The following is an 18,720-nucleotide window of genomic DNA, read 5'->3' on the forward strand; positions in this document are numbered from 1 at the left end:
CCATGTTCAAGAAAATTCTGGTTGCCAACCGCGGAGAGATCGCACTGCGTGTGCAGCGCGCGTGCCGCGAGCTGGGCATCAAGGCCGTGATGGTCTATTCAGAGGCGGACCGCGACGCCAAGTATGTGAAGCTGGCCGATGAAGCGGTTTGCATTGGCCCGGCGCCGTCGGCCCAAAGCTACCTGAACATGCCTGCGATCATCTCGGCTGCCGAGGTGACCGACGCCGAGGCGATCCACCCTGGTTATGGCTTTCTGTCCGAGAACGCCGATTTTGCCGAACGGGTGGAAAAGAGCGGTTTCCAGTTCATTGGCCCGACGCCCGAGTCCATCCGCATCATGGGTGACAAGGTGTCTGCCAAGCAGGCAATGATCAAGGCTGGTGTGCCTTGCGTGCCTGGTTCGGACGGCGAACTGCCCGACGACCCGGCGCTGATCCGCCGCATTGCCAAGGCCATCGGCTACCCGGTGATCATCAAGGCCGCTGGCGGCGGTGGTGGCCGGGGCATGCGTGTGGTGCATACCGAGGCAGCGCTGGTCAATGCGGTGCAGATGACCAAGGCGGAAGCCGGTGCTGCATTCGGCAATCCTGCGGTGTACATGGAAAAGTACCTGCAGAACCCGCGCCACATCGAAATCCAGGTAATGGCCGACAAGTTCAAGAACGCCGTGTATCTGGGCGAGCGCGATTGCTCGATGCAGCGCCGCCACCAGAAGGTGATCGAAGAGGCGCCGGCCCCAGGCATTCCACGCCGTCTGATCGAAAAGATTGGCGACCGCTGCGTGGCTGCCTGCAAGAAGATCGGCTACCGCGGTGCGGGCACGTTCGAATTTCTGTACGAAAACGGCGAGTTCTACTTCATCGAGATGAACACCCGCGTGCAGGTTGAGCACCCGGTGACCGAATGGATCACTGGCGTCGACATCGTCGGCACCCAGATCATGGTCGCCGCTGGCGAAAAGCTGCCGTTCACGCAGCGCCAGATCAACGCACAGATGCGCGGTCATGCGATCGAATGCCGGATCAACGCCGAAGATGCCTACAAGTTCACGCCGTCGCCTGGCCGTGTCACCACCTGGCACATGCCCGGCGGCCCCGGTGTGCGGGTCGATTCGCATGTCTATGCGAACTACTTTGTTCCGCCGAACTACGACTCGATGATTGGCAAGCTGATCGTCTATGGCGACACCCGCGAACAAGCCATTGCCCGCATGCGCACCGCGCTGCTGGAGACGGCGGTCGAGGGTATTTCGACGAATATTCCGCTGCACTCGGAACTGATGGTGGATGCCAAGTTCAATGCCGGCGGCACCAATATCCACTATCTGGAAGAGTGGCTGGCTGCGCGCAAGCGTTGATGCGCCCCCTTTCATCGTGATAGATGCTGGCATTTCCAAGGGAATGCCAGCTTTTTGCATTAAGGAAACCCTGTCATGTACGAACTGTGCCTGATGTGCCCGGAAGACCGGGTCGAGAGCGTGAGCGAAGCGCTGGATGCGCTCGATGCGCTCAGCGTCTCGGTCGAAGATGCCGATGCCCAGACCGATGCCGAGCAGGCGCTGTTTGGCGAACCCGGCATGCCGCCGCCCAAGGATGGCTGGCAGCGCAGCCGCATCGTGGCGCTGTTCCCGCAGCGCGCTGCAGCCGAAGAGGCGCAGAGCCTGCTGCAGCTGCAGGATTTCTTTGCAGGCTGCAACCTGCTGGGCATCCGTGAAGTGGCCGAGCAGGACTGGGTGCGCCTGACCCAATCGCAGTTCGCGCCGGTGGACATCACGCCGGATTTCTGGATTGTGCCCACCTGGCACGAATTGCCAGCAGCTGCCACCCGCAGCATCCGCCTGGACCCGGGCCTGGCCTTTGGCACCGGCACCCACCCCACCACCCGCATGTGCCTGCGCTGGATTGCGCAGCGCGGCGCCGAGGGGCAGGATCTGGGCCGCGTGCTGGATTACGGCTGCGGCTCCGGCATTCTGGCCATTGGCGCCGCCAAGTTTGGCGCGCTGGACATCGACGCGGTGGACATCGACACCGCTGCCGTGGAATCGACCGAGTACAACGCCCAGGCCAACCACGTGCAGTTGCGCGCCGGCTTGCCCGATGCCGCACAGGGCGTATACCAGACGGTGCTGGCCAACATCCTGGCAACGCCACTGAAGGTGCTGGCCCCCTTGCTGTGCGCCCATGTGGCTGAAGGCGGCCACCTGGTGCTGGCCGGTATTCTGGAGCGCCAGACCGATGAGCTGAAGGCCGCGTATGCGCCTTATCTGCAGCTGGACGTGGCCGATAGCGAAGACGGTTGGGTGCTGATGACGGCACGGCGCGCAGCAGATTCCGCCACCGGGACAGGCCGCTGAGTTTCTGACCCTACAATCCACTGCGATGAGCCAGATAACGCGTTGCCCCCAGTGCCAGACCCGCTTCAAGGTGGTGGATGACCAGTTGCGCATCTCCGATGGCTGGGTGCGCTGCGGCAAATGCAAGGCGGTATTTGATGCGCTCACGCACCTGGTAGCCAGCGCGCCGGCGGCAGCGCCTGCCGGCCCGCAGGCGCCGTCTGTGGAACAGGCCGCTGTTGCAGCGCAGGCCCCGGTGGCGGCTCCGTCCATGGAGGCGGCGCTCAACCCCGAGCCCACGCAGGACGGGGCGGCGGTGCTGCGGACCGAGAACTCGCTGCAGGTCGACCCCCATGCTCAGGTGCCCGAGCTGTCGGTGCTGGTGTTTCCTCGCCGTGCCAATGCCAGCGGGGATTCGGGCTATGTGGACTCGTCCTGGATGCAGGCTTATGGGGACGAGGCCGAAGCGCAGACCCCCGCCGCGCCACCTGCAGCGCAGGACCGCAGCGGTCTGGAAAGCGAATGGCAGCCGATGGCCGACCAGCGCCCGGAATCGCTGCGCAGCAGCCGGGTGGATTTTTCGGCGACCGACGATCTGGCAGAGCTGCAAGCCCGCGAGGGCCGCTTGCTGGAGGCCATTGCCGAGCGCCAAAAGCCCGCAACTGTGGCTGCGCCGCCAGCGTCCGTGCAGCCCGCTGCTGTGGATGATGCTCCGCTGCCCGTCGCTGCGGAGGTGGTGGCACCTGTTGCCCCTGTTGACCCTGTTGCAAACGACCGGCATGTTCAGGAACCTGCTTCACCTCCGCCGTATTTGCGGCAGAGCAGCGCCCATGGTCTGTCCGACCCCGCCCCGGTAGCGCGGCAAGAGGATGAACTGCTGCTGGCGCCCGAGATGGCGAGCAGAAGCCTGCATGCGGGCAAGGTAGAGCCCTCGCTGTCCGGGCCGACCAACTATGTGGCGCAGATGGATGAGGCCGTTGCGGCGGCCGATGCCGCGGCTGCCGTTGGCATGGATAGGGCCGCCGAGCCCGGCTTTGTACGCGCTGCCAAACGCAAGGCGTTCTGGCGCAAGCCCTGGGTGGTGGTGCTGTCGCTGCTGCTCGGTCTGCTGCTGTTGGCGGCCTTGCTGCTGCAGATGGCGCTGACCCAGCGGGACCGCTTGGCGCTGGCCCAGCCCCAGTGGCGGCCAGCACTGCAAGCGGCCTGCCGCCTGGCGGGTTGCGAGATAGCGCCGCTTCGGCAACTGCAGTCCGTCTCTATCGACAGCACCAGTTTCAACGCCGTGGGGCCACGCCAGTTCCGGCTGCGGGTGGTGTTGCGCAATGGGGCGGACTATCCGGTGGCAGTCCCTGCGCTGGAGTTGAGCCTCAACGACGCGGCAGAAAAGCTGGTGCTGCGCCGCGTGCTGCGCCCGCAGGAGCTGCAGGCACCTGCCGAGCTACAAGCGCATGGCGAGTGGACGGCGGAGATGGTCATCCAGGTGGCAGAGGCTGCCGGCGATGTGGTGGGCTACCGCGTACTCGCGTTCTACCCTTGAAATTTTGATAACAGAAAGAATAGCTTCATGGCTTCGCTGATTTGCGGCTCGCTCGCGTTTGACAACATCATGACCTTCTCTGGCCGCTTTGCCGACCAGATCATGCCCGATCAGATTCATATCCTGAACGTGTCCTTTCTGGTGCCGACCCTGCGGCGGGATTTTGGCGGCTGCGCCGGCAATATCGCCTACGCGCTGAACCTGCTGGGCGGCAAAGCCCTGCCGATGGCCGTCGTCGGTCATGACGGTGATGGCTACGTAGCGCATTTCAAGCAGCTGGGCATCGACACGCGCTTCATCAAGAAGCTCGACGACCATTACACGGCCCAGTGCATGATCACCACCGACATGGACAACAACCAGATCACCGCCTTCCACCCCGGCGCGATGATGCAGGCCCATCAAAACACCATCACCAAGGACTGCGGCGCAGCCATTGGCATCGTGGCGCCCGATGGCCGTGACGCCATGCTCCAGCACGCCGAGCAGCTGCATGCCGCCGGTATTCCCTTTGTGTTTGACCCCGGCCAGGGCCTGCCGATGTTCGATGGCAATGACCTGCGCCACTTCATCAGCCTGGCCACCTGGGTGACCGTGAACGACTACGAAGGCAAGATGCTGAGCGAGCGCACTGGCCTGTCGTTTGCCGATATCTCGACCCAGGTGCAGGGCCTGATGGTGACCCTGGGCGCCGAGGGCTGCGATCTGTGGGAAAACGGCGAGCGCACCCATGTGCCTGGCATCCAGGCCGCTGCGGTCGTCGATCCGACCGGCTGTGGCGACGCCTGGCGCGGTGGTTTGCTCTGGGGCCTGGAGCATGGCCGCCCGCTGCGCCAATGCGTGGAACTGGGCAACCGCATGGGCTCGCTGAAGATCGCAGCACGCGGGCCGCAAAACTACCAGCTGGATTTTGACCCTGCAGCGGTCTGAGGCGGCGGCGCAAACCCCCTGGGTTGGGCCTTGCCGTCACGCTGGTTCAACGGGGCCCAACGCGGGAAATGCGCCCGATGGGCTGAGGCGGGGCAAGCGCTCCTCTGAGCGGGCCCCGGGCATCAACCCTTCGCAAAGGCCTCCAGCGCCTCGCCGGTCATCCGGTATTTGATCCACTCGCTCTGCGGCTTGGCGCCCAGGCTGTCGTAGAACTGGATCGATGGGGTGTTCCAGTCCAGCACGCTCCATTCGAAGCGCCCGCAGTCCTTGTCCAGCGCAATGCGCGCCAGATGGCGCAGCAAGGCCTTGCCCGCGCCGCTGCCGCGGTGGCTGGGGTTCACGTACAGGTCTTCCAGGTACAGGCCATTGCGCCCCTGCCAGGTGGAGTAATTGAAGAAATACACCGCAAAGCCGATGGCCAGGCCATCCTCCTCGCAGATCAGGCCGTGCGCGGTGGCACCTGCACTGAACATGGTCTTGTGCACATGGGCGGGTGTGGAGAGCACCTCGTGCTCGGCGTTTTCATAGACCGCCAGATCGCGCACAAAGCGCAGGATGGTATCGGTGTCGTCGATGGTGGCGGGGCGAATGGTCAATGGCATACGGAAAAGCCGCGTGGGGCGCTGGCAAGCAAAAGCTCAATCGTACAACGGCAGCCAAGCGTGCACGGCCCAGGCCAGCACAATGCCGCAAACCACGCCACCCAGAATCTCGGCAAGGCTGTGGCCCATGCGTTCGCGCAGTGCAGTGGTGGTCGCCGCCGGGGCCTGCTGCTGCAGACGGTTGATGGCCTGCGCATGCTTGCCTACCTGCCGGCGCAGGCTGCTGGCATCCAACACGACGATGAATGCCAGGGTCAGGGCAACGCCAAAAGCCGGGTGGTCAATGCCATGCTTGAAAGCAACCAGCGCAGCCATGCTGCTGACGATCGCGCTGTGGTTGCTGGGCATGCCGCCATAGCCAATCAAGCCAAAGGCGGGCTTGCCCGCGCGCCAGCTGTTGATCAGAAACTTCAGTGAGCCGGCCACCAGCCAGGCCAGCAGCGGGGTCAGCAGATAGGACAGATCCATGCTTATCCTTTCAGTCCCGCCAGCGCCCACAGGCACACCAGCACCCATGCCAGTACCGTCAGCAGCAGCGGCAGATCGCTGAGCAAGGCATCGGTGGGCGACTCACCGCCGTCGAGCTTTTCCACCACATACCAGTAGCGAAACAGCCCGAACAGGACCAGCGGAATCGACACCACGAGTTGCGGGCGGACCGACATCACAAACATGCTGTAGAACAGCAGGGCACCGGTCGCAGCGATCTCGGCATAGCGCTCCACCAGCGACACCGAATATTTCTGCAAGACTGCCCGGGCTTCGGTACCCGTTTGCAGCAATTCCTGGCGCCGCTTGAGCGCCGCAAGATACAGCGCCAGACACAAGGTGGTGACAAACATCCAGGAGCTGATTGGCACCTGCAGCGCCTGCGCGCCGCCCCATACGCGCAGTACAAAGCCGATGGCGATCGTGAAAATATCCAGGACCGGCTGGTGCTTGAGGTAGTAGCTGTAGGCCAGATTCAGCACCAGGTAGGCGGCAATCACCGGCAGCACCTGCGGGGCCCATGGCCAGGCGGCCAGCAGCAGTGCATACAGCACCAGCAGCAGCAGCAGCGCCTGGCGCACCGTGACCAGGCCCGCGGCGAGGGGGCGGGTCCGGGATTTGCGGGGGTGCTTGCGGTCCTGCTCGATATCACGCAGGTCGTTGACGATGTAGGTGGCCGAGGAGGCCACACAAAACAGCAGCATGGCCAGCAGCGCCTGGACTACGGCATGCCGGTCGGTGAACGAGCCGGTGAATACCAGCGGTGCCAGCACAAAACCGTTCTTGATCCACTGGCGTGGCCGCATCAGGCGCAGCAAGCCGAGCAGGCGTTGAGAGGGCGAAGCAGTGGTCGCGGGCATGGCGCTATCTTGCAGCACGCAGACGGTCTAGTACGCCAAAAATGGCACCTAACCAGAGCAGGATAAAGCCCGGCAGGAAGACGGCTGCATGGCGCTCTACCTCGACCATACCGTCGCCAAATACCGAGCTGAAGATGCTGTAGAAGCACAGCAAGCCGCCGATCCAGATGGCATGTGCCCACAGGGATTGGCGACCACGAGGCAGGAGCGCATAGACAAATGCCGCTGCTGCCAGCATGGCCATGACAGCAACCATTGCCAGGTACAGACCTCGTGGGGCACTGACGATCAGCGATGAGGGCGAACTGGCATACATGCCCGGAGACAGCTCACTGGCATGGTAAGGATAGAGTTGCGGGAAAAAGCCATAGACCGGTTTGTAGGCCTCCACGCCCGCGAGCAGCGTCTTGGCAATAGTCGCTGGTTGCTTGACTGCCAGGTTCAGCAGCTTTAAGCGGCTGATGCTGGCAACCTCCGGGCAGATATTCTGTTTGAGGCCATGGTTGAAGGCATGCGCACCAATGCCGGCCATCTGGGCGCATTCAGGGCGCAGACCCAGGCTGACTGCAGCTTCTTCAGGGTTGCGGGAGTGCATCAGCACGCCATAAAAGATGGTGTCGGTGCGGTTGACGCGGTCGATGCCAGCATAGAACTCCTGGCTTTGTGCGGGGCGCAGATAGCTATGGCACAGGCTGGCCACCAGTACAGCGCAAAGCATCGCGGTGCTGTGCAGGCGGTACTGCCGGCCATTGAGGAGCAGGAAGACGGCCGTCAGCACGATGGCCAGGTAAAAGTACTGCTGGTTGGAAAACCCGAGCATGAAAGTCAGCAACGCGAGCAGCAGCGAGGCCCAGGGACTGCGCGAGAACGCATCCAGGCGGCAGGCCAGCAGCACCGTCACCACGAACAAAGAAAAGAACAGGCTGCTGAAGACCGGGTAGAGCGACTGGAAATACAGCAAGGTGCTCATGTCCCACCACAGCAGCACAAAACAGGCACTGAGAAACACGCGCAGGCGCATGCTGCGCAAGGCCCACATCAGCGCGGTATAGGCCAGCAGCACGATGACCCATTTGGCATAGGCCAGGTGCTGGATGGGGAAGGTGTCGCCCACGCTGTGGCCCAGCTTGAGTGCGCTGAGGTAAATGGTTTCAGCCGTCGGATTGCAAAACTGCCACAGCCTTTCGCCGTTGTAGTGCAGCTGCGCGACCACCCGGTCAGGCGCAGGGCTGTGGAAGGCTTCGGACTGGGCGTCAAAGTTCCAGATGCCTACGCAGCCGGAGGTGCGCAGGAAATCGAAATTGTTGGGGTAGCCGAGCACAGGCGAGTGCGCGCTGAACACCAGAAAACGAACTGTACCCAGCAGCACCAGCACGGCAATGAGCAGCCAGGGCCCGCGGGCACCTGGGCGGTTGGAGACAAAGGCTTGCATGGGCGCTATTGTCCGTTGCCCGCCAGCACTTTCTGCACGATCTGGAAATGGTCCTCAAAAAACTCGGCCTCGCGGGCGCGTATCGCATCGATGCTGAGCCAGAAGGCCTCGGCTGCATCATCGTCGGCACGCACCGCAGGCTTGGGGCTGCGCTGCAGGTCGAAATAGTGCACATGGGTGATAGTGCGGCCACGCTGGCTGCGGTCCGGGTGGTCGAACACGGTGACCGACTGCAAGCTGGCCTGCAACTGGGCCTCATTCAACGCGCAATGCGTCTCCTCCTGCAGCTCGCGCAGGCACGATTGCCAGAGGCTGTCGCGCGGCTCGACAAAGCCGCCAGGCAAGGCCAGCAGACCCTTGCCCGGCGCATGGCCTCGGCGAATCACCAGCACATCATTGCCGCAGCGCAGCAGCGCATCGACGGTCACGAAGACCGGCGGGTAGGGTGCTGCCGCCCAGGAGGCCTGGTAGCGGCGCAGCATCTGCCATTCGGTTTGCAGTGCGGCGTATTCGGGGGTGGCGCGGAACTGCTGCAGAAACTGCAGCGAGCTGGCCGGCAGCATGCCGGCCAAGGCGGACAGGCCTGCTGCGGAATCATTGCCTTGCAAGCCAAAGTAGGCGTTGCGGATGGGGGTGGCGTCAATGCTGTTTTGGCGCGGCAGGCTGACCAGCTCCCAGCCAGGGAAGTGGGCCAGGTAGCTGCTGCTCTCGTCCTTGAAGTGGCCCACCAGGCCAATGCGGGCGCCAGGTTGGCTGTGGCTGGTGACGGCTTCGCGCACGGCCGTGACCCAGCGAGGCTCGTCGTAGTAATCGCGGATGGGCACAAACACCAGGCGCGCCGCATCGGCCGGGCTCAGTGCTGCGGCAAACATCTGCGCACGCTCTTGCCAGGTGAAGGGGTTTTTCGGGCTGCGGGCCTGCAGTGCCGATCCCAATACCACCACCACCTTGCTGGCGCGGGCAAGCGCGTGCTGCAGCAAGGCCAGGTGGCCCAGGTGCGGCGGCTGGAAGCGGCCAATCAATACCGCCAGGTCATAGTGCTCGTTAGCTGCGCTCATATCTCGTTGTCTTGGTGCCTGCTGGTGTGTTTGTTGGGGATTATGCGCTGGGCATGCGCCGGCTCGCTTCAGGGGTAGTAGGCCGCAATAGGCATCTGCCGGCCGGTGCCAAAGGCGCGGGGGCGCAGGCGCAGAATGGGCGGCGCCTGGCGGCGCTTGTATTCGCTGCGGTGGACCATGCGCTGCACCTTGGCGACGGTCTGGCGGCCCGCGTCCGTCTGCGCCAGCCGCTCGACGAACTGCTGGGCGGCGTTGTATTCCAGGGTCGACAGGCGCTGGCCTTCAATCAGGATCTTGAGGATCTCGTCGAGCACCGCATAGGGTGGCAGGCTGTCCTCGTCCTTCTGGTCGGGGGCCAGCTCGGCCGATGGCGGCTTGTCGATGATGGCCTCGGGGATCAACTCGCGCCCGGCGCTGGCGTTGAGGTGGCGCGAGAGCGCGAAGACCTCCGTCTTGTAGAGGTCGCCCAGCAGCCCCAGGCCGCCATTGGTGTCACCATACAGGGTGCAATAGCCTACGGAGATTTCGGACTTGTTGCCCGTGGTCAGCAGCAGATGGCCGAAGGCATTGCTGTACTCCATCAGGATGGTGCCGCGAATGCGGGCCTGAACGTTCTCCAGCGGCAGGCCCTGCAGTGGCGCGCCAAAGCTGGTCTCAAACTGCCGGGCATAGCCCTGTACCAGGTCGGCAATCGGGTGGGTGTGCAGCGCAATGCCCAGGTTGCGGCACAGTGCCACCGAGTCGTCCACCGAGCCGCTGGAGGAGTAGTGCGAGGGCATGGTGATGCCGACCACGTTCTCGGGGCCGAGTGCCTCTGCTGCCAGCGCCAGGGTGAGCGCGGAATCGATGCCGCCCGAGCTGCCCACGACGACCTGGCGAAAGCCGCAGCGGCGCGCATAGTCGCGCAGACCCAGAATGATCTGCTGGCGGTAGAACTCCATCGTCGGCAGGCCTTCTGCCGGTGGGCGGGCAGGTGGCGTGCCATCGGGCAGGCAGAAGCCGCCGTTGTCAAAGCCCAGGGTGCAGACGGTTTGCACAAAGCGCGGCGCTTCCCAGACGATGCCGCGCTCGGGCTGCACCGCAAACGATGCACCATCGAACACGATCTGATCCTGGCCCCCGATCTGGTTGACATACAGGATCGGCAGGCCGTGGCGGCGCGCGGCCTGGCTGAAGATCTGGTGGCGCTCCTCGCGCTTGCCCAGGTGGCTGGGGCTGGCGTTGATGCTGACGACCACATCGGGGGCCGCATCGGCCATGCGCTCGAAGGGGTTGGTCGCGTAGTCGGCACCGCTGTCGTTCCAGCCGTCCTCACAGATCAGAAAGCCGACCTGCATCTGGCCGATGCGCAGCACCTTGGCCACATCGCGGCCCGGCTCGAAGTGGCGGCGCTCGTCAAAGATGTTGTAGGTGGGCAGCAGCTGCTTGTCGTACTGCAGGCGGATGGCGCCGTTGTGCAGCACCAGCAGGCTGTTGTGCAGATGCTTGCCCGGGCCGGCGGCGCGGGTAGGCGCGCCCAATACCCAGTGCAGATCGGGCAGCTGTTGGCTCTCTTGCAACAGGCGCGCAATGCCGGCATCCACGCGGGCCAGAAAATCGGGCTCGTCGAGCAGATCGCCGGGGTAGTAGGCGGTCAGTGACAGCTCGGCAAAGACGACCAGCTGCGCGCCTTCGGCCTGCGCCTGGCGGGCGGCGGCGACCATCTGGTCGATATTGCCATCCATGTCGCCGACAGTGGGGTTCAGTTGGGCCAGGGTGATCTTGAGCATGGCGGCTCCTTAATGCGTCACATGGAACACTTGCTTGAGGTAGGCGAGGTAGGTCTCGTCGTCGCACAGGGTCTTGCCTGGGCTGTCACTGAGCTTGGCCACCGGTTGGCCATTGGCGTGGGTGAGCTTCATCACGATGTTGAGCTGCTTGAGACCCATGTCATTGGCAAGTTGCGTACCTATGCCAAAACCGCACTGGATGCGATCGGCGAAGTGCTGGTAGAGTGCCAGCGCGCTGTCCAGGGTCAGTCCATCGGAGAACACCAGGCGCTTGGAATGCGCATTGATGCGCAGCTTGGCGTAGTGGGCCAGCGCTTTTTCGCCCCATTCATAGGGGTCACCGGAGTCATGGCGCAAGCCGTCGAACAGCTTGGCAAAGTACATGTCGAAATCGGCGAGGAAGGCATCCATGCCCACCGTGTCGGTCAGTGCGATTCCCAGGTCGCCCCGGTACTCTTGCACCCAGTCTTCGAGCGCGGCGATCTGGAAATCGCGCAGCCGCACGCCGTGGGCCTGGTAGCTTTGCAGGTATTCATGGGCCATGGTGCCGATCGGCACCAGGTTCAGATCACGGGCCAGCAGCACATTGGAGGTGCCCTTGAACCACTGCGCCGTCTGCGTGGCAAAAGCTTGTACCACCTCGCGCTGCCAGGGGGCCGAAAAGCGCCGGCGCACGCCAAAGTCAAACAGCTCAAAAGGGTGGCGGTGCTTGGCCTCTTGCGCCAGCTCCTGCAGCCGCACGATCTTGGCGCCCAGGCGCTTGCGCCCTTCGGCCAGCGCGCTGGCCTGGTCAAAGCGGCGGAAGTACAGCTCGTTGACGATGGAGAGCACAAAGATCTCGAAGCCCATCACATGCACCTGGGGACCATGGGCGACGATATGCAGGCCATCGCCATCGGGCTCGACCTCGATGAAATCACGCTGGAACTGGAAGATGCGCAGAAAGTCGATGAAGTCGCTCTTCATGAAGCGCAGGCTGGCCAGGTAGTCGAGCTCATCCTTCTTGAACTTCAGCGCGCACAGCGCGTCGATCTCGGCGCGCACCTCGGCCAGCAGATCGACCAGCGGAAACTCGGTCTGCGAGCGGCAGACAAAGCGGTAGGTGGACTGGGTCTGCGGATGGCGATGGAGCATGGCCTGCCACATCGTGAACTTGTACAAATCGGTGTCGAGCAGGCTGGTGATGATGGGCTGCATACCGCGTCTTTCTCTGTCAAAAAGGAGAGCTGCCAGCGCCAGTTCAGTCCGTGCTGGCGCTGAAGTATTTATAAATGGAAAGCAGTGCTGGTGCAGCAGCGTACACCGATGGCGCGCATCTGCTGCAAAAAGGTTTCTTGGGCCGCTTCAAAGCCAGCGACGGGGCTCATGCAGTCGGTCAGCAGGACGATGCGCGAGAAATCCTCGGCACCCCAAAGCGGCCCCATATGCTGCACGATGTGCTCGGTGGTGGCGCGCACGCAGTGGCTGCCCGCCTCACCGGCAATCACCAGCGTATCGGCCTGCGCCAGCTGCTGCAGCAGGGCGGTGTTGAGGCCGGTGTCCGCATCCTGCGGATCGGGCACCTCGGCGCAGATGGCGCTGTAGTGTTCGGTGTAGGGGTTCATGCCCTTGAACACATGCTTGACGGCGCGTTGGCGCTGGCTCTGCCATCGGCGGCAGGCATTCAGGATGCTGGCGTGCACGCCGTGGCCGATGCTGCCGATTTCGCAGTGCAGCGGCCAGACCATCAAGGTGTAGCGGCCCTGGGCTTCCAGTGCATCCAAATAAGCGAGGCTGCGGTCCTGCTCGTCCAGGTTGCGGGGCCTGAAGCTGCTGTCGCGCAGCTGCGCGGCCGTGATGGCGGTAAAGGGCTGCACCGGGCTGCCATCGCCTTGCTGCCAGAAGGCGGGATGCGCAATGTCGTAGGCCTGGTGGGAGTCGAGCGTGACGGTGATGCCATCGAGCTGAGAGGCATGCTGCAGCAGCCATTGCGCCAGGCGTTGCATGTCTGCATGGGCGCCCGCCACCGGCAGGCTGGGGGCAAATGGCGAGGGGTTTGCCGCACTGCTGGGGCGCCAATCTGGCGGCAGGTCGCAAAAGTCGTTTTGCGGGTCGATGATGAGCAGCTGTGTGCGTTGGCGCATGTCTTTCTCCTTCAATGAATGCCAGTCTACGCCTGTTAGAATAATTTTGCAACTAACTGATTGTGGGGGGCGGCAGAAAATCCTTGGCTTGAAGCCTATGTTTGTATTGATTCCGGGTAGCTGCGGCGGCATACTGCCCTTTATGAGAAAGACTTGGTACAAAAATGAATCAAAGTGAAACCGCCTTGGGCCAGGTGCTGACCACCGTGGATGTGGTGGTGCTGACCTTGGTGGACAGGGTATTGAGCGTCGTGCTGGTGCAGCGCGAGCGCGCGCCGTTTGCCGGGGTGTGGGCTTTGCCGGGCGGCTACATCCATGCGCAAGAAGACGCCGATGCCCATGCCAGTGCCGCCCGTGTGCTGCGCAGCAAGGCGGGGATTGAAGACGCTTATCTGGAGCAACTGGCCACGTTTACCGGCCCGGCACGGGACCCGCGCGGCTGGTCGGTCGCCATCAGCTATTGCGCACTGATCCCGCAGCAGAAGCTGCCGACCCATCGGCCCGGGCTGAAGCTGGTGCCGGTCACTGCCACCGGCCAGTTGCCGTTTGACCATGCACAAATCCTGCAGGCCGCAGTGGCGCGGGTGCGCAGCAAGAGCCAGTACTCCTCGCTGCCGGTGCATTTCTTCGGCGAGACCTTTACCTTGCCGCAGTTGCAGCAGGTCTATGAAAGCATTTTGGGCGAGCCGCTGAACAAGGTGAGTTTTCGGCGCAAGATGGACGAGCTGGGCATGCTCGAGCCCGTGCCCGGCGAAATGCAGGCTGGTGGCGCGCACCGGCCTGCACAGCTGTACCGGGTGCGGCCGGAGTTCAGGCAGCAGCTGGCGCTGAGTGCTAGAGGACTGTGAGTGCGTTGCCTTGGCTGACGAGTACCCATAAAAAAATCCGCTGGATCATTCCGAGCGGATTTCTTGTGAAGACAGACCTGAATTACTTCAGACCGGCAGCAGCACGCAGCAGCGCAGCCTTGTCCGTACGCTCCCACGTAAACTCCGGCTCCTCACGGCCAAAGTGGCCATACGCCGCCGTCTTGCTGTAGATCGGGCGCAGCAGGTCCAGCATCTGGATGATGCCTTTGGGACGCAGGTCGAAGTGCGCGGCCACCAGCTTGGCGATGTCGGCATCGGGGATCACGCCGGTGCCTTCGGTGTAGACGGTGATGTTCATCGGGCGGGCCACGCCGATCGCGTAGGCCACCTGCACCTGGCACTGGCGCGCCAGACCGGCAGCGACGACGTTCTTGGCGACGTAGCGGGCAGCGTAGGCGGCAGAGCGGTCCACCTTCGTGGGATCCTTGCCGGAGAAGGCGCCGCCGCCGTGGGGGCAGGCACCGCCGTAGGTGTCCACAATGATCTTGCGGCCGGTGAGGCCACAGTCGCCCTGGGGGCCGCCCACGACGAAACGGCCGGTGGGGTTGATCAGGTACTTGGTGTCCTGCAGCCATTCGGATGGCAGCACGGGCTTGATGATCTCTTCGATGATGGCTTCGGTGAAGCTGGCCTTCATCTTGGTAGCGGTTTCCGACTGGTCGGGGCTGTGCTGGGTGGACAGCACCACGGTGTCGATGCTGTGGGGCTTGCCATCCACATAGCGCATGGTGACCTGGCTCTTGGCGTCAGGGCGCAGGAAAGGCAGACGGCCATCCTTGCGCAGCTGGGCCTGGCGCTCGACCAGACGGTGTGCGTAGTAGATCGGCGCGGGCATCAGCTCGGGCGTTTCGTCGCAGGCATAGCCGAACATCAGGCCCTGGTCGCCAGCACCGGTGTTCAGTTCATCATCGCTGGCCTTGTCCACGCCCTGGGCGATGTCCTGGCTCTGCTTGTCATAGGCCACCAGCACGGCGCAACCCTTGTAGTCGATGCCGTAGTCGGTGTTGTCGTAGCCGATGCGCTTGATGGTGTCGCGGGCCACCTGGATGTAGTCCACGTTGGCGCCGGTGGTGATCTCGCCTGCCAATACCACCAAACCGGTGTTGGTCAGTGTCTCGGCAGCCACGCGGCTGTGCGGATCTTGGGTGAAAATAGCGTCCAAAATCGCATCAGAGATCTGGTCGGCTACTTTATCGGGGTGGCCTTCGGATACCGATTCCGAGGTGAACAGAAAATCGCTGTTTGCCATAAACAAAAAACTCCTTCAAAGCTTTGGCAATTGCGTTGCCCGAGCCTTGAGGGAGCCTGGCGAACGCTTTAGCAGTTTGTTTTTAACGTCGCCCTGCAAGTTGCTCTTTAACTCAGCGACCGACATATTCTAATGCCATTCTTGTTTCGACTGTTTGCTGCGCTGCCGTTGTGGCTATTGCATGGCCTGGGCGCTGTCCTGGGCTGGCTCACCTTTGCCGCCTCCCCCACCTACCGCCGGCGCTTTGTGGCCAATGCCCGGCAGGCAGGCTACCGCTTTGCCGATGTGAAAAAAGCGGTGGCCCATGCCGGCCGCATGGTGGCCGAGGTGCCGCGCCTGTGGTTTGGTGCCCCGCTGCCCTGTGACATCCATGGCGCCGAAGTGATCGAGCAGGCACTGGCCGATGGCAAGGGCATTGTGTTCTTGACCCCGCACATGGGGTGTTTTGAGCTCTCGGCCCAGTACATGGCACGGCGCTGGGGCGTGGTGCATGGCCCCATCACCGTGCTCTACCGCCCGGCGCGCCAGACCTGGTTGGCCAAGCTGATGGAGACGGCGCGCGCGCGTCCTGGCCTGGCCTCGGCACCGACGACGATGGCGGGGGTGCGGCAGATGATCAAGGCCTTGCGCCAAGGCCATAGCGTGGGTCTGCTGCCTGACCAGGTACCGCCCGACGGCCAGGGCATGTGGGTGCCGTTTTTTGGCAAGCCGGCTTACTCGATGACCTTGGCCGCCAAGTTGGCCCAGCAGACCGGTGCGGCTGTTATATTGGCGCGCTGTGTGCGCCGGCCTCTGGGCCGGGGCTTTGATCTGTATGTGCGCGGCCTGCAGGCCCCGCTGGCCCAGGAGGCCGAAGCCGCCGTGCTGCAGATCAACCAGGAAATGGAGCGTCTGATCCGCGAGAGCCCCGAGCAGTACCTGTGGGGCTATGCGCGCTACAAGCAGCCGCGCAGTCTGGCTGCCGCTCCCTCGGAAGGTCAAAAGCATGGGTAAGTTGTTTATCGGTTGGATGTGGCTGATGTCGCACCTGCCTTTGTCGGTGTTGCGCGGCCTGGGCTGGTTGATGGGCCGCGTGCTGTTCTACCTGGTGCCATCGCGCCGCCGCATTGCGCTGCGCAACCTGGAGCTGTGCTTTCCCGAAGCGAGTGAGGCGCAGCGCCGGGCCTGGGCCAAGGAAAGCTTTGTGGTGTTCTGCCAAACCTGGCTGGACCGCAGCTGGCTGTGGTTCGCGCCGCAAAAGACCTTGGAGAAACGCACCCGCATGACGGGCGCGCTGCAGGAGCTGGAAGGCGATACGCCAACTATCATCTTTGCGCCGCACTTCTACAGCATGGATGCCGGGGGGACGGCACTCACCATCCACTGCAACCGGCCCTTCACCAGCATCTTCTCGACCCAGCCCAATGCCGATGTCGATGCCTGGATCCGCAAGGGCCGCCAGCGCTTTGGCGATGTGCGCATGCTCAACCGCGACGATGGCATCAAGCCCATCATTGCCAGCCTGCGCAAGGACCATGGGTTGTTGTACCTGCTGCCGGACATGGACTTCGGCCCAAATGACTCGCTGTTCGTGCCCTATTTCGGCCAGGTGGCCGCGACCATTCCGTCGCTGTCGCGCTTTGCGCGGCTGGGCAAGGCCAAGGTGATCGGCATGTACACCCGGCTGACGCCCCAGGGCTACGAGGTCACCATCTCGCCGGCCTGGCAGGACTTTCCCAGCGACGATGTGGTGGCTGACACCACGCGCCAGAACCGCGAGCTCGAAGCCCAGATCCGCACCATGGTGCCCCAGTACTACTGGGTGCACAAGCGCTTCAAGACCCGGCCGGAAGGCGAGCCTTCGCTCTATTCATAAACAACAAAGGCCCGAAGGGGCCTTTGTTGTTTGGCGTTCGTGCCGTTTATTGCTCGTCCGCAGGGGCCTCTGGCGCCGCAGCAGCGGCCTCGGGGCTGGCCAGCCCTTCCGGGTGCGACCACTGCCACAGCAGCTGGGCCACCTTGTCCACATTCTGCTTTTTCAGCGCGCTGAACAGCATCACCTCGCCACCACCGGCATTGAGCTTGGTGATGGACAGGATCTTGGCCTGCTCGACACGGGTCAGCTTGTCGGCCTTGGTGAGCAAAATCAAGAACTTGAGGCCTTGCTCCACCCGAGGGCGGATGATGTCGAGCAGCGCTTCGTCGAGCTCGGTCAGGCCCAGGCGCGGGTCGCAGAGCAGCACAATGCCGGTCAGGCTGGGGCGGCTGACCAGGTAGTTCACCATGACCTGCTGCCAGCGTTTCTTGTCCTCGCGTGAGACGGCCGCATAGCCGTAACCGGGCAGGTCGGCCAGCACGGCATCCATGACGCCTTTCTTGCCCAGCGAAAACAGGTTGATGTGCTGGGTGCGCCCGGGCTTTTTCGACGCAAAGGCCAGCTGGTTCTGCTGGGTCAGCGTGTTGATCGACGTGGACTTGCCGGCATTGGAGCGGCCCACAAAGGCGAACTCGGGCACATCGACGACAGGCAATTGGTGCAGTTGCGCAGCGGTGGTGAAGAAGCGGGCGGTGTGCATCCAGCCCATAGCCGCCTTGCCATCGATGCCTGGGCTTGGCGTGTCTGCAACGGCTTGGGGGGTACTAGGTGTTGTCGTCATGTGCGTTCGAGTCTATCTAAGGCATCATTGTAGAATCTGGCCGCTTTGGCCTTATACCCATAAACCAGACAAAGACCCACGATATGAAGTTGCTCGCCCCTTTGCTGACAACGGCTGTACTGGCTTTCTGTTCCGTTTCTGTGTATGCGGCGTCCGAGACGCCCAACCGGTCGCCCAAGCCAGACCTGGTCAAAGGGGAGGCCAGCTACACCGCCGTCTGCGTGGCCTGCCACAATGCCGATGGCAACGCCTCCATTGCCATCAACCCCAAACTGTCGCAGCAGCATCCCGAGTACCTGCTCAAGCAGCTGCAGGAGTTCAAATCCGGCAAGCGCAAGGACCCGGTGATGCAGGGCATGGTCGCAGGTCTGTCGGATGCGGACATGCTCAACATCTCCGCCTGGCTGGCCAGCAAACCCGGCAAGCTGGGTTTTGCCAAGGACAAGGACGCTGTTGCGTTGGGTGAGCGCATCTACCGCGGCGGTGTGCCTGACCGCCAGATTGCTGCCTGCGCGGGCTGCCACAGCCCCAATGGCGCCGGCATTCCGGCCCAGTACCCGCGGCTGGCAGGCCAGAACGCCGATTACGTCAGCAAGACCTTGCATGATTTCCGCGATGGCAAGCGTGGCAACAGCTTGCAGATGACGGGGGTCACCGCCAAGATGAACGACAAGGAAATCAAGGCAGTGTCAGACTATATTGCGGGCTTGCGTTAGGCTTTTTCTGGGGGCTTGTGTCCGCGCCAACACATTGATGGCGCTGCGGGGCATTTTCCGGACCTTCGGGCTATCCCTAGGTGGGCCTACTAAACTTACGCGTTCTGCGAACTTGTA

At 63.1% G+C, this 18,720-nt stretch carries 18 protein-coding genes; 8 read left to right on the top strand and 10 right to left on the bottom strand.

The genetic code is table 11. The features are described from left to right. Nucleotides 1–2: 2 nt before the first annotated feature. From accC to MJ205_RS00515, 4 genes are all read left to right on the top strand, one after another. A complete protein-coding gene (gene accC, locus MJ205_RS00500) occupies nucleotides 3–1,358 on the top strand; it encodes an acetyl-CoA carboxylase biotin carboxylase subunit (RefSeq protein ID WP_021026145.1) in 1,356 nt (451 codons plus the stop codon). A 75-nt stretch (nucleotides 1,359–1,433) separates the two neighbouring features. Beyond that, nucleotides 1,434–2,354: a 50S ribosomal protein L11 methyltransferase gene (gene prmA, locus MJ205_RS00505; protein WP_239810705.1), complete on the top strand. Its 921-nt coding sequence runs from the start codon at nucleotides 1,434–1,436 to the stop codon at nucleotides 2,352–2,354. Nucleotides 2,355–2,379: 25 nt separating this feature from the next. Then, entirely contained in the window at nucleotides 2,380–3,870 is a 1,491-nt protein-coding gene (locus MJ205_RS00510; protein WP_239810706.1) for a zinc-ribbon and DUF3426 domain-containing protein, read from the top strand. 27 nt (nucleotides 3,871–3,897) lie between these two features. Beyond that, on the top strand, nucleotides 3,898–4,800 hold the full coding sequence (locus MJ205_RS00515) for a carbohydrate kinase family protein (protein WP_239810707.1): 903 nt from the start codon (nucleotides 3,898–3,900) through the stop codon (nucleotides 4,798–4,800). A 122-nt stretch (nucleotides 4,801–4,922) separates the two neighbouring features. Here MJ205_RS00515 and MJ205_RS00520 read toward each other — a convergent pair whose 3' ends face one another. The 8 genes from MJ205_RS00520 to MJ205_RS00555 form a co-directional block, all read right to left on the bottom strand. Continuing rightward, nucleotides 4,923–5,402, bottom strand: coding sequence for a GNAT family N-acetyltransferase (locus MJ205_RS00520; protein ID WP_239810708.1), 480 nt, complete (start codon nucleotides 5,400–5,402; stop codon nucleotides 4,923–4,925). Nucleotides 5,403–5,438: 36 nt separating this feature from the next. After that, on the bottom strand, nucleotides 5,439–5,870 hold the full coding sequence (locus MJ205_RS00525) for a divergent PAP2 family protein (RefSeq protein WP_239810709.1): 432 nt from the start codon (nucleotides 5,868–5,870) through the stop codon (nucleotides 5,439–5,441). A 2-nt stretch (nucleotides 5,871–5,872) separates the two neighbouring features. Continuing rightward, on the bottom strand, nucleotides 5,873–6,751 hold the full coding sequence (locus tag MJ205_RS00530; protein WP_239810710.1) for a decaprenyl-phosphate phosphoribosyltransferase: 879 nt from the start codon (nucleotides 6,749–6,751) through the stop codon (nucleotides 5,873–5,875). Between the two features lie 4 nt (nucleotides 6,752–6,755). After that, entirely contained in the window at nucleotides 6,756–8,183 is a 1,428-nt protein-coding gene (gene wsfD, locus MJ205_RS00535; protein ID WP_239810711.1) for a glycan biosynthesis hexose transferase WsfD, read from the bottom strand. A 5-nt stretch (nucleotides 8,184–8,188) separates the two neighbouring features. Further along, entirely contained in the window at nucleotides 8,189–9,241 is a 1,053-nt protein-coding gene (locus MJ205_RS00540) for a bifunctional nicotinamide-nucleotide adenylyltransferase/Nudix hydroxylase (protein WP_239810712.1), read from the bottom strand. A 68-nt stretch (nucleotides 9,242–9,309) separates the two neighbouring features. Next, a complete protein-coding gene (locus MJ205_RS00545) occupies nucleotides 9,310–11,010 on the bottom strand; it encodes an NAD+ synthase (RefSeq protein WP_239810713.1) in 1,701 nt (566 codons plus the stop codon). A 9-nt stretch (nucleotides 11,011–11,019) separates the two neighbouring features. Next, a complete protein-coding gene (gene pncB / locus MJ205_RS00550) occupies nucleotides 11,020–12,207 on the bottom strand; it encodes a nicotinate phosphoribosyltransferase (RefSeq protein ID WP_239810714.1) in 1,188 nt (395 codons plus the stop codon). 68 nt (nucleotides 12,208–12,275) lie between these two features. Then, the gene (locus MJ205_RS00555; protein WP_239810715.1) at nucleotides 12,276–13,133 is read right to left on the bottom strand and encodes a cysteine hydrolase; all 858 of its coding nucleotides are present in this window, start codon (nucleotides 13,131–13,133) and stop codon (nucleotides 12,276–12,278) included. A gap of 164 nt (nucleotides 13,134–13,297) precedes the next feature. Between MJ205_RS00555 and MJ205_RS00560 the strand changes: the two genes are divergently transcribed. Next, entirely contained in the window at nucleotides 13,298–13,981 is a 684-nt protein-coding gene (locus MJ205_RS00560; RefSeq protein WP_239810716.1) for an NUDIX hydrolase, read from the top strand. Nucleotides 13,982–14,063: 82 nt separating this feature from the next. Here the strand turns inward: MJ205_RS00560 and metK are convergent, their stop codons facing one another. Further along, entirely contained in the window at nucleotides 14,064–15,251 is a 1,188-nt protein-coding gene (metK, locus tag MJ205_RS00565) for a methionine adenosyltransferase (protein WP_239810717.1), read from the bottom strand. A 132-nt stretch (nucleotides 15,252–15,383) separates the two neighbouring features. On the opposite strand from metK, the gene MJ205_RS00570 reads away from it, so the two are divergent. Together MJ205_RS00570 and MJ205_RS00575 are read left to right on the top strand one after the other, a co-directional pair. Beyond that, nucleotides 15,384–16,244 (top strand): lysophospholipid acyltransferase family protein, encoded by an 861-nt coding sequence (locus tag MJ205_RS00570; protein ID WP_239810718.1) that lies wholly within the window; start codon nucleotides 15,384–15,386, stop codon nucleotides 16,242–16,244. Then, entirely contained in the window at nucleotides 16,237–17,106 is an 870-nt protein-coding gene (locus MJ205_RS00575) for a lysophospholipid acyltransferase family protein (RefSeq protein WP_239810719.1), read from the top strand. The genes MJ205_RS00570 and MJ205_RS00575 overlap by 8 nt, the downstream gene beginning before the upstream one ends. Nucleotides 17,107–17,152: 46 nt before the next feature. Here MJ205_RS00575 and yihA read toward each other — a convergent pair whose 3' ends face one another. Beyond that, nucleotides 17,153–17,887, bottom strand: coding sequence for a ribosome biogenesis GTP-binding protein YihA/YsxC (gene yihA, locus MJ205_RS00580; protein ID WP_239810720.1), 735 nt, complete (start codon nucleotides 17,885–17,887; stop codon nucleotides 17,153–17,155). 83 nt (nucleotides 17,888–17,970) lie between these two features. On the opposite strand from yihA, the gene MJ205_RS00585 reads away from it, so the two are divergent. Next, nucleotides 17,971–18,603: a c-type cytochrome gene (locus MJ205_RS00585; protein WP_239810721.1), complete on the top strand. Its 633-nt coding sequence runs from the start codon at nucleotides 17,971–17,973 to the stop codon at nucleotides 18,601–18,603. Nucleotides 18,604–18,720 lie beyond the last annotated feature (117 nt).

The organism is Comamonas sp. B21-038, assembly GCF_022387135.1.
GTDB classification, from domain to species: domain Bacteria; phylum Pseudomonadota; class Gammaproteobacteria; order Burkholderiales; family Burkholderiaceae_C; genus Comamonas; species Comamonas sediminis.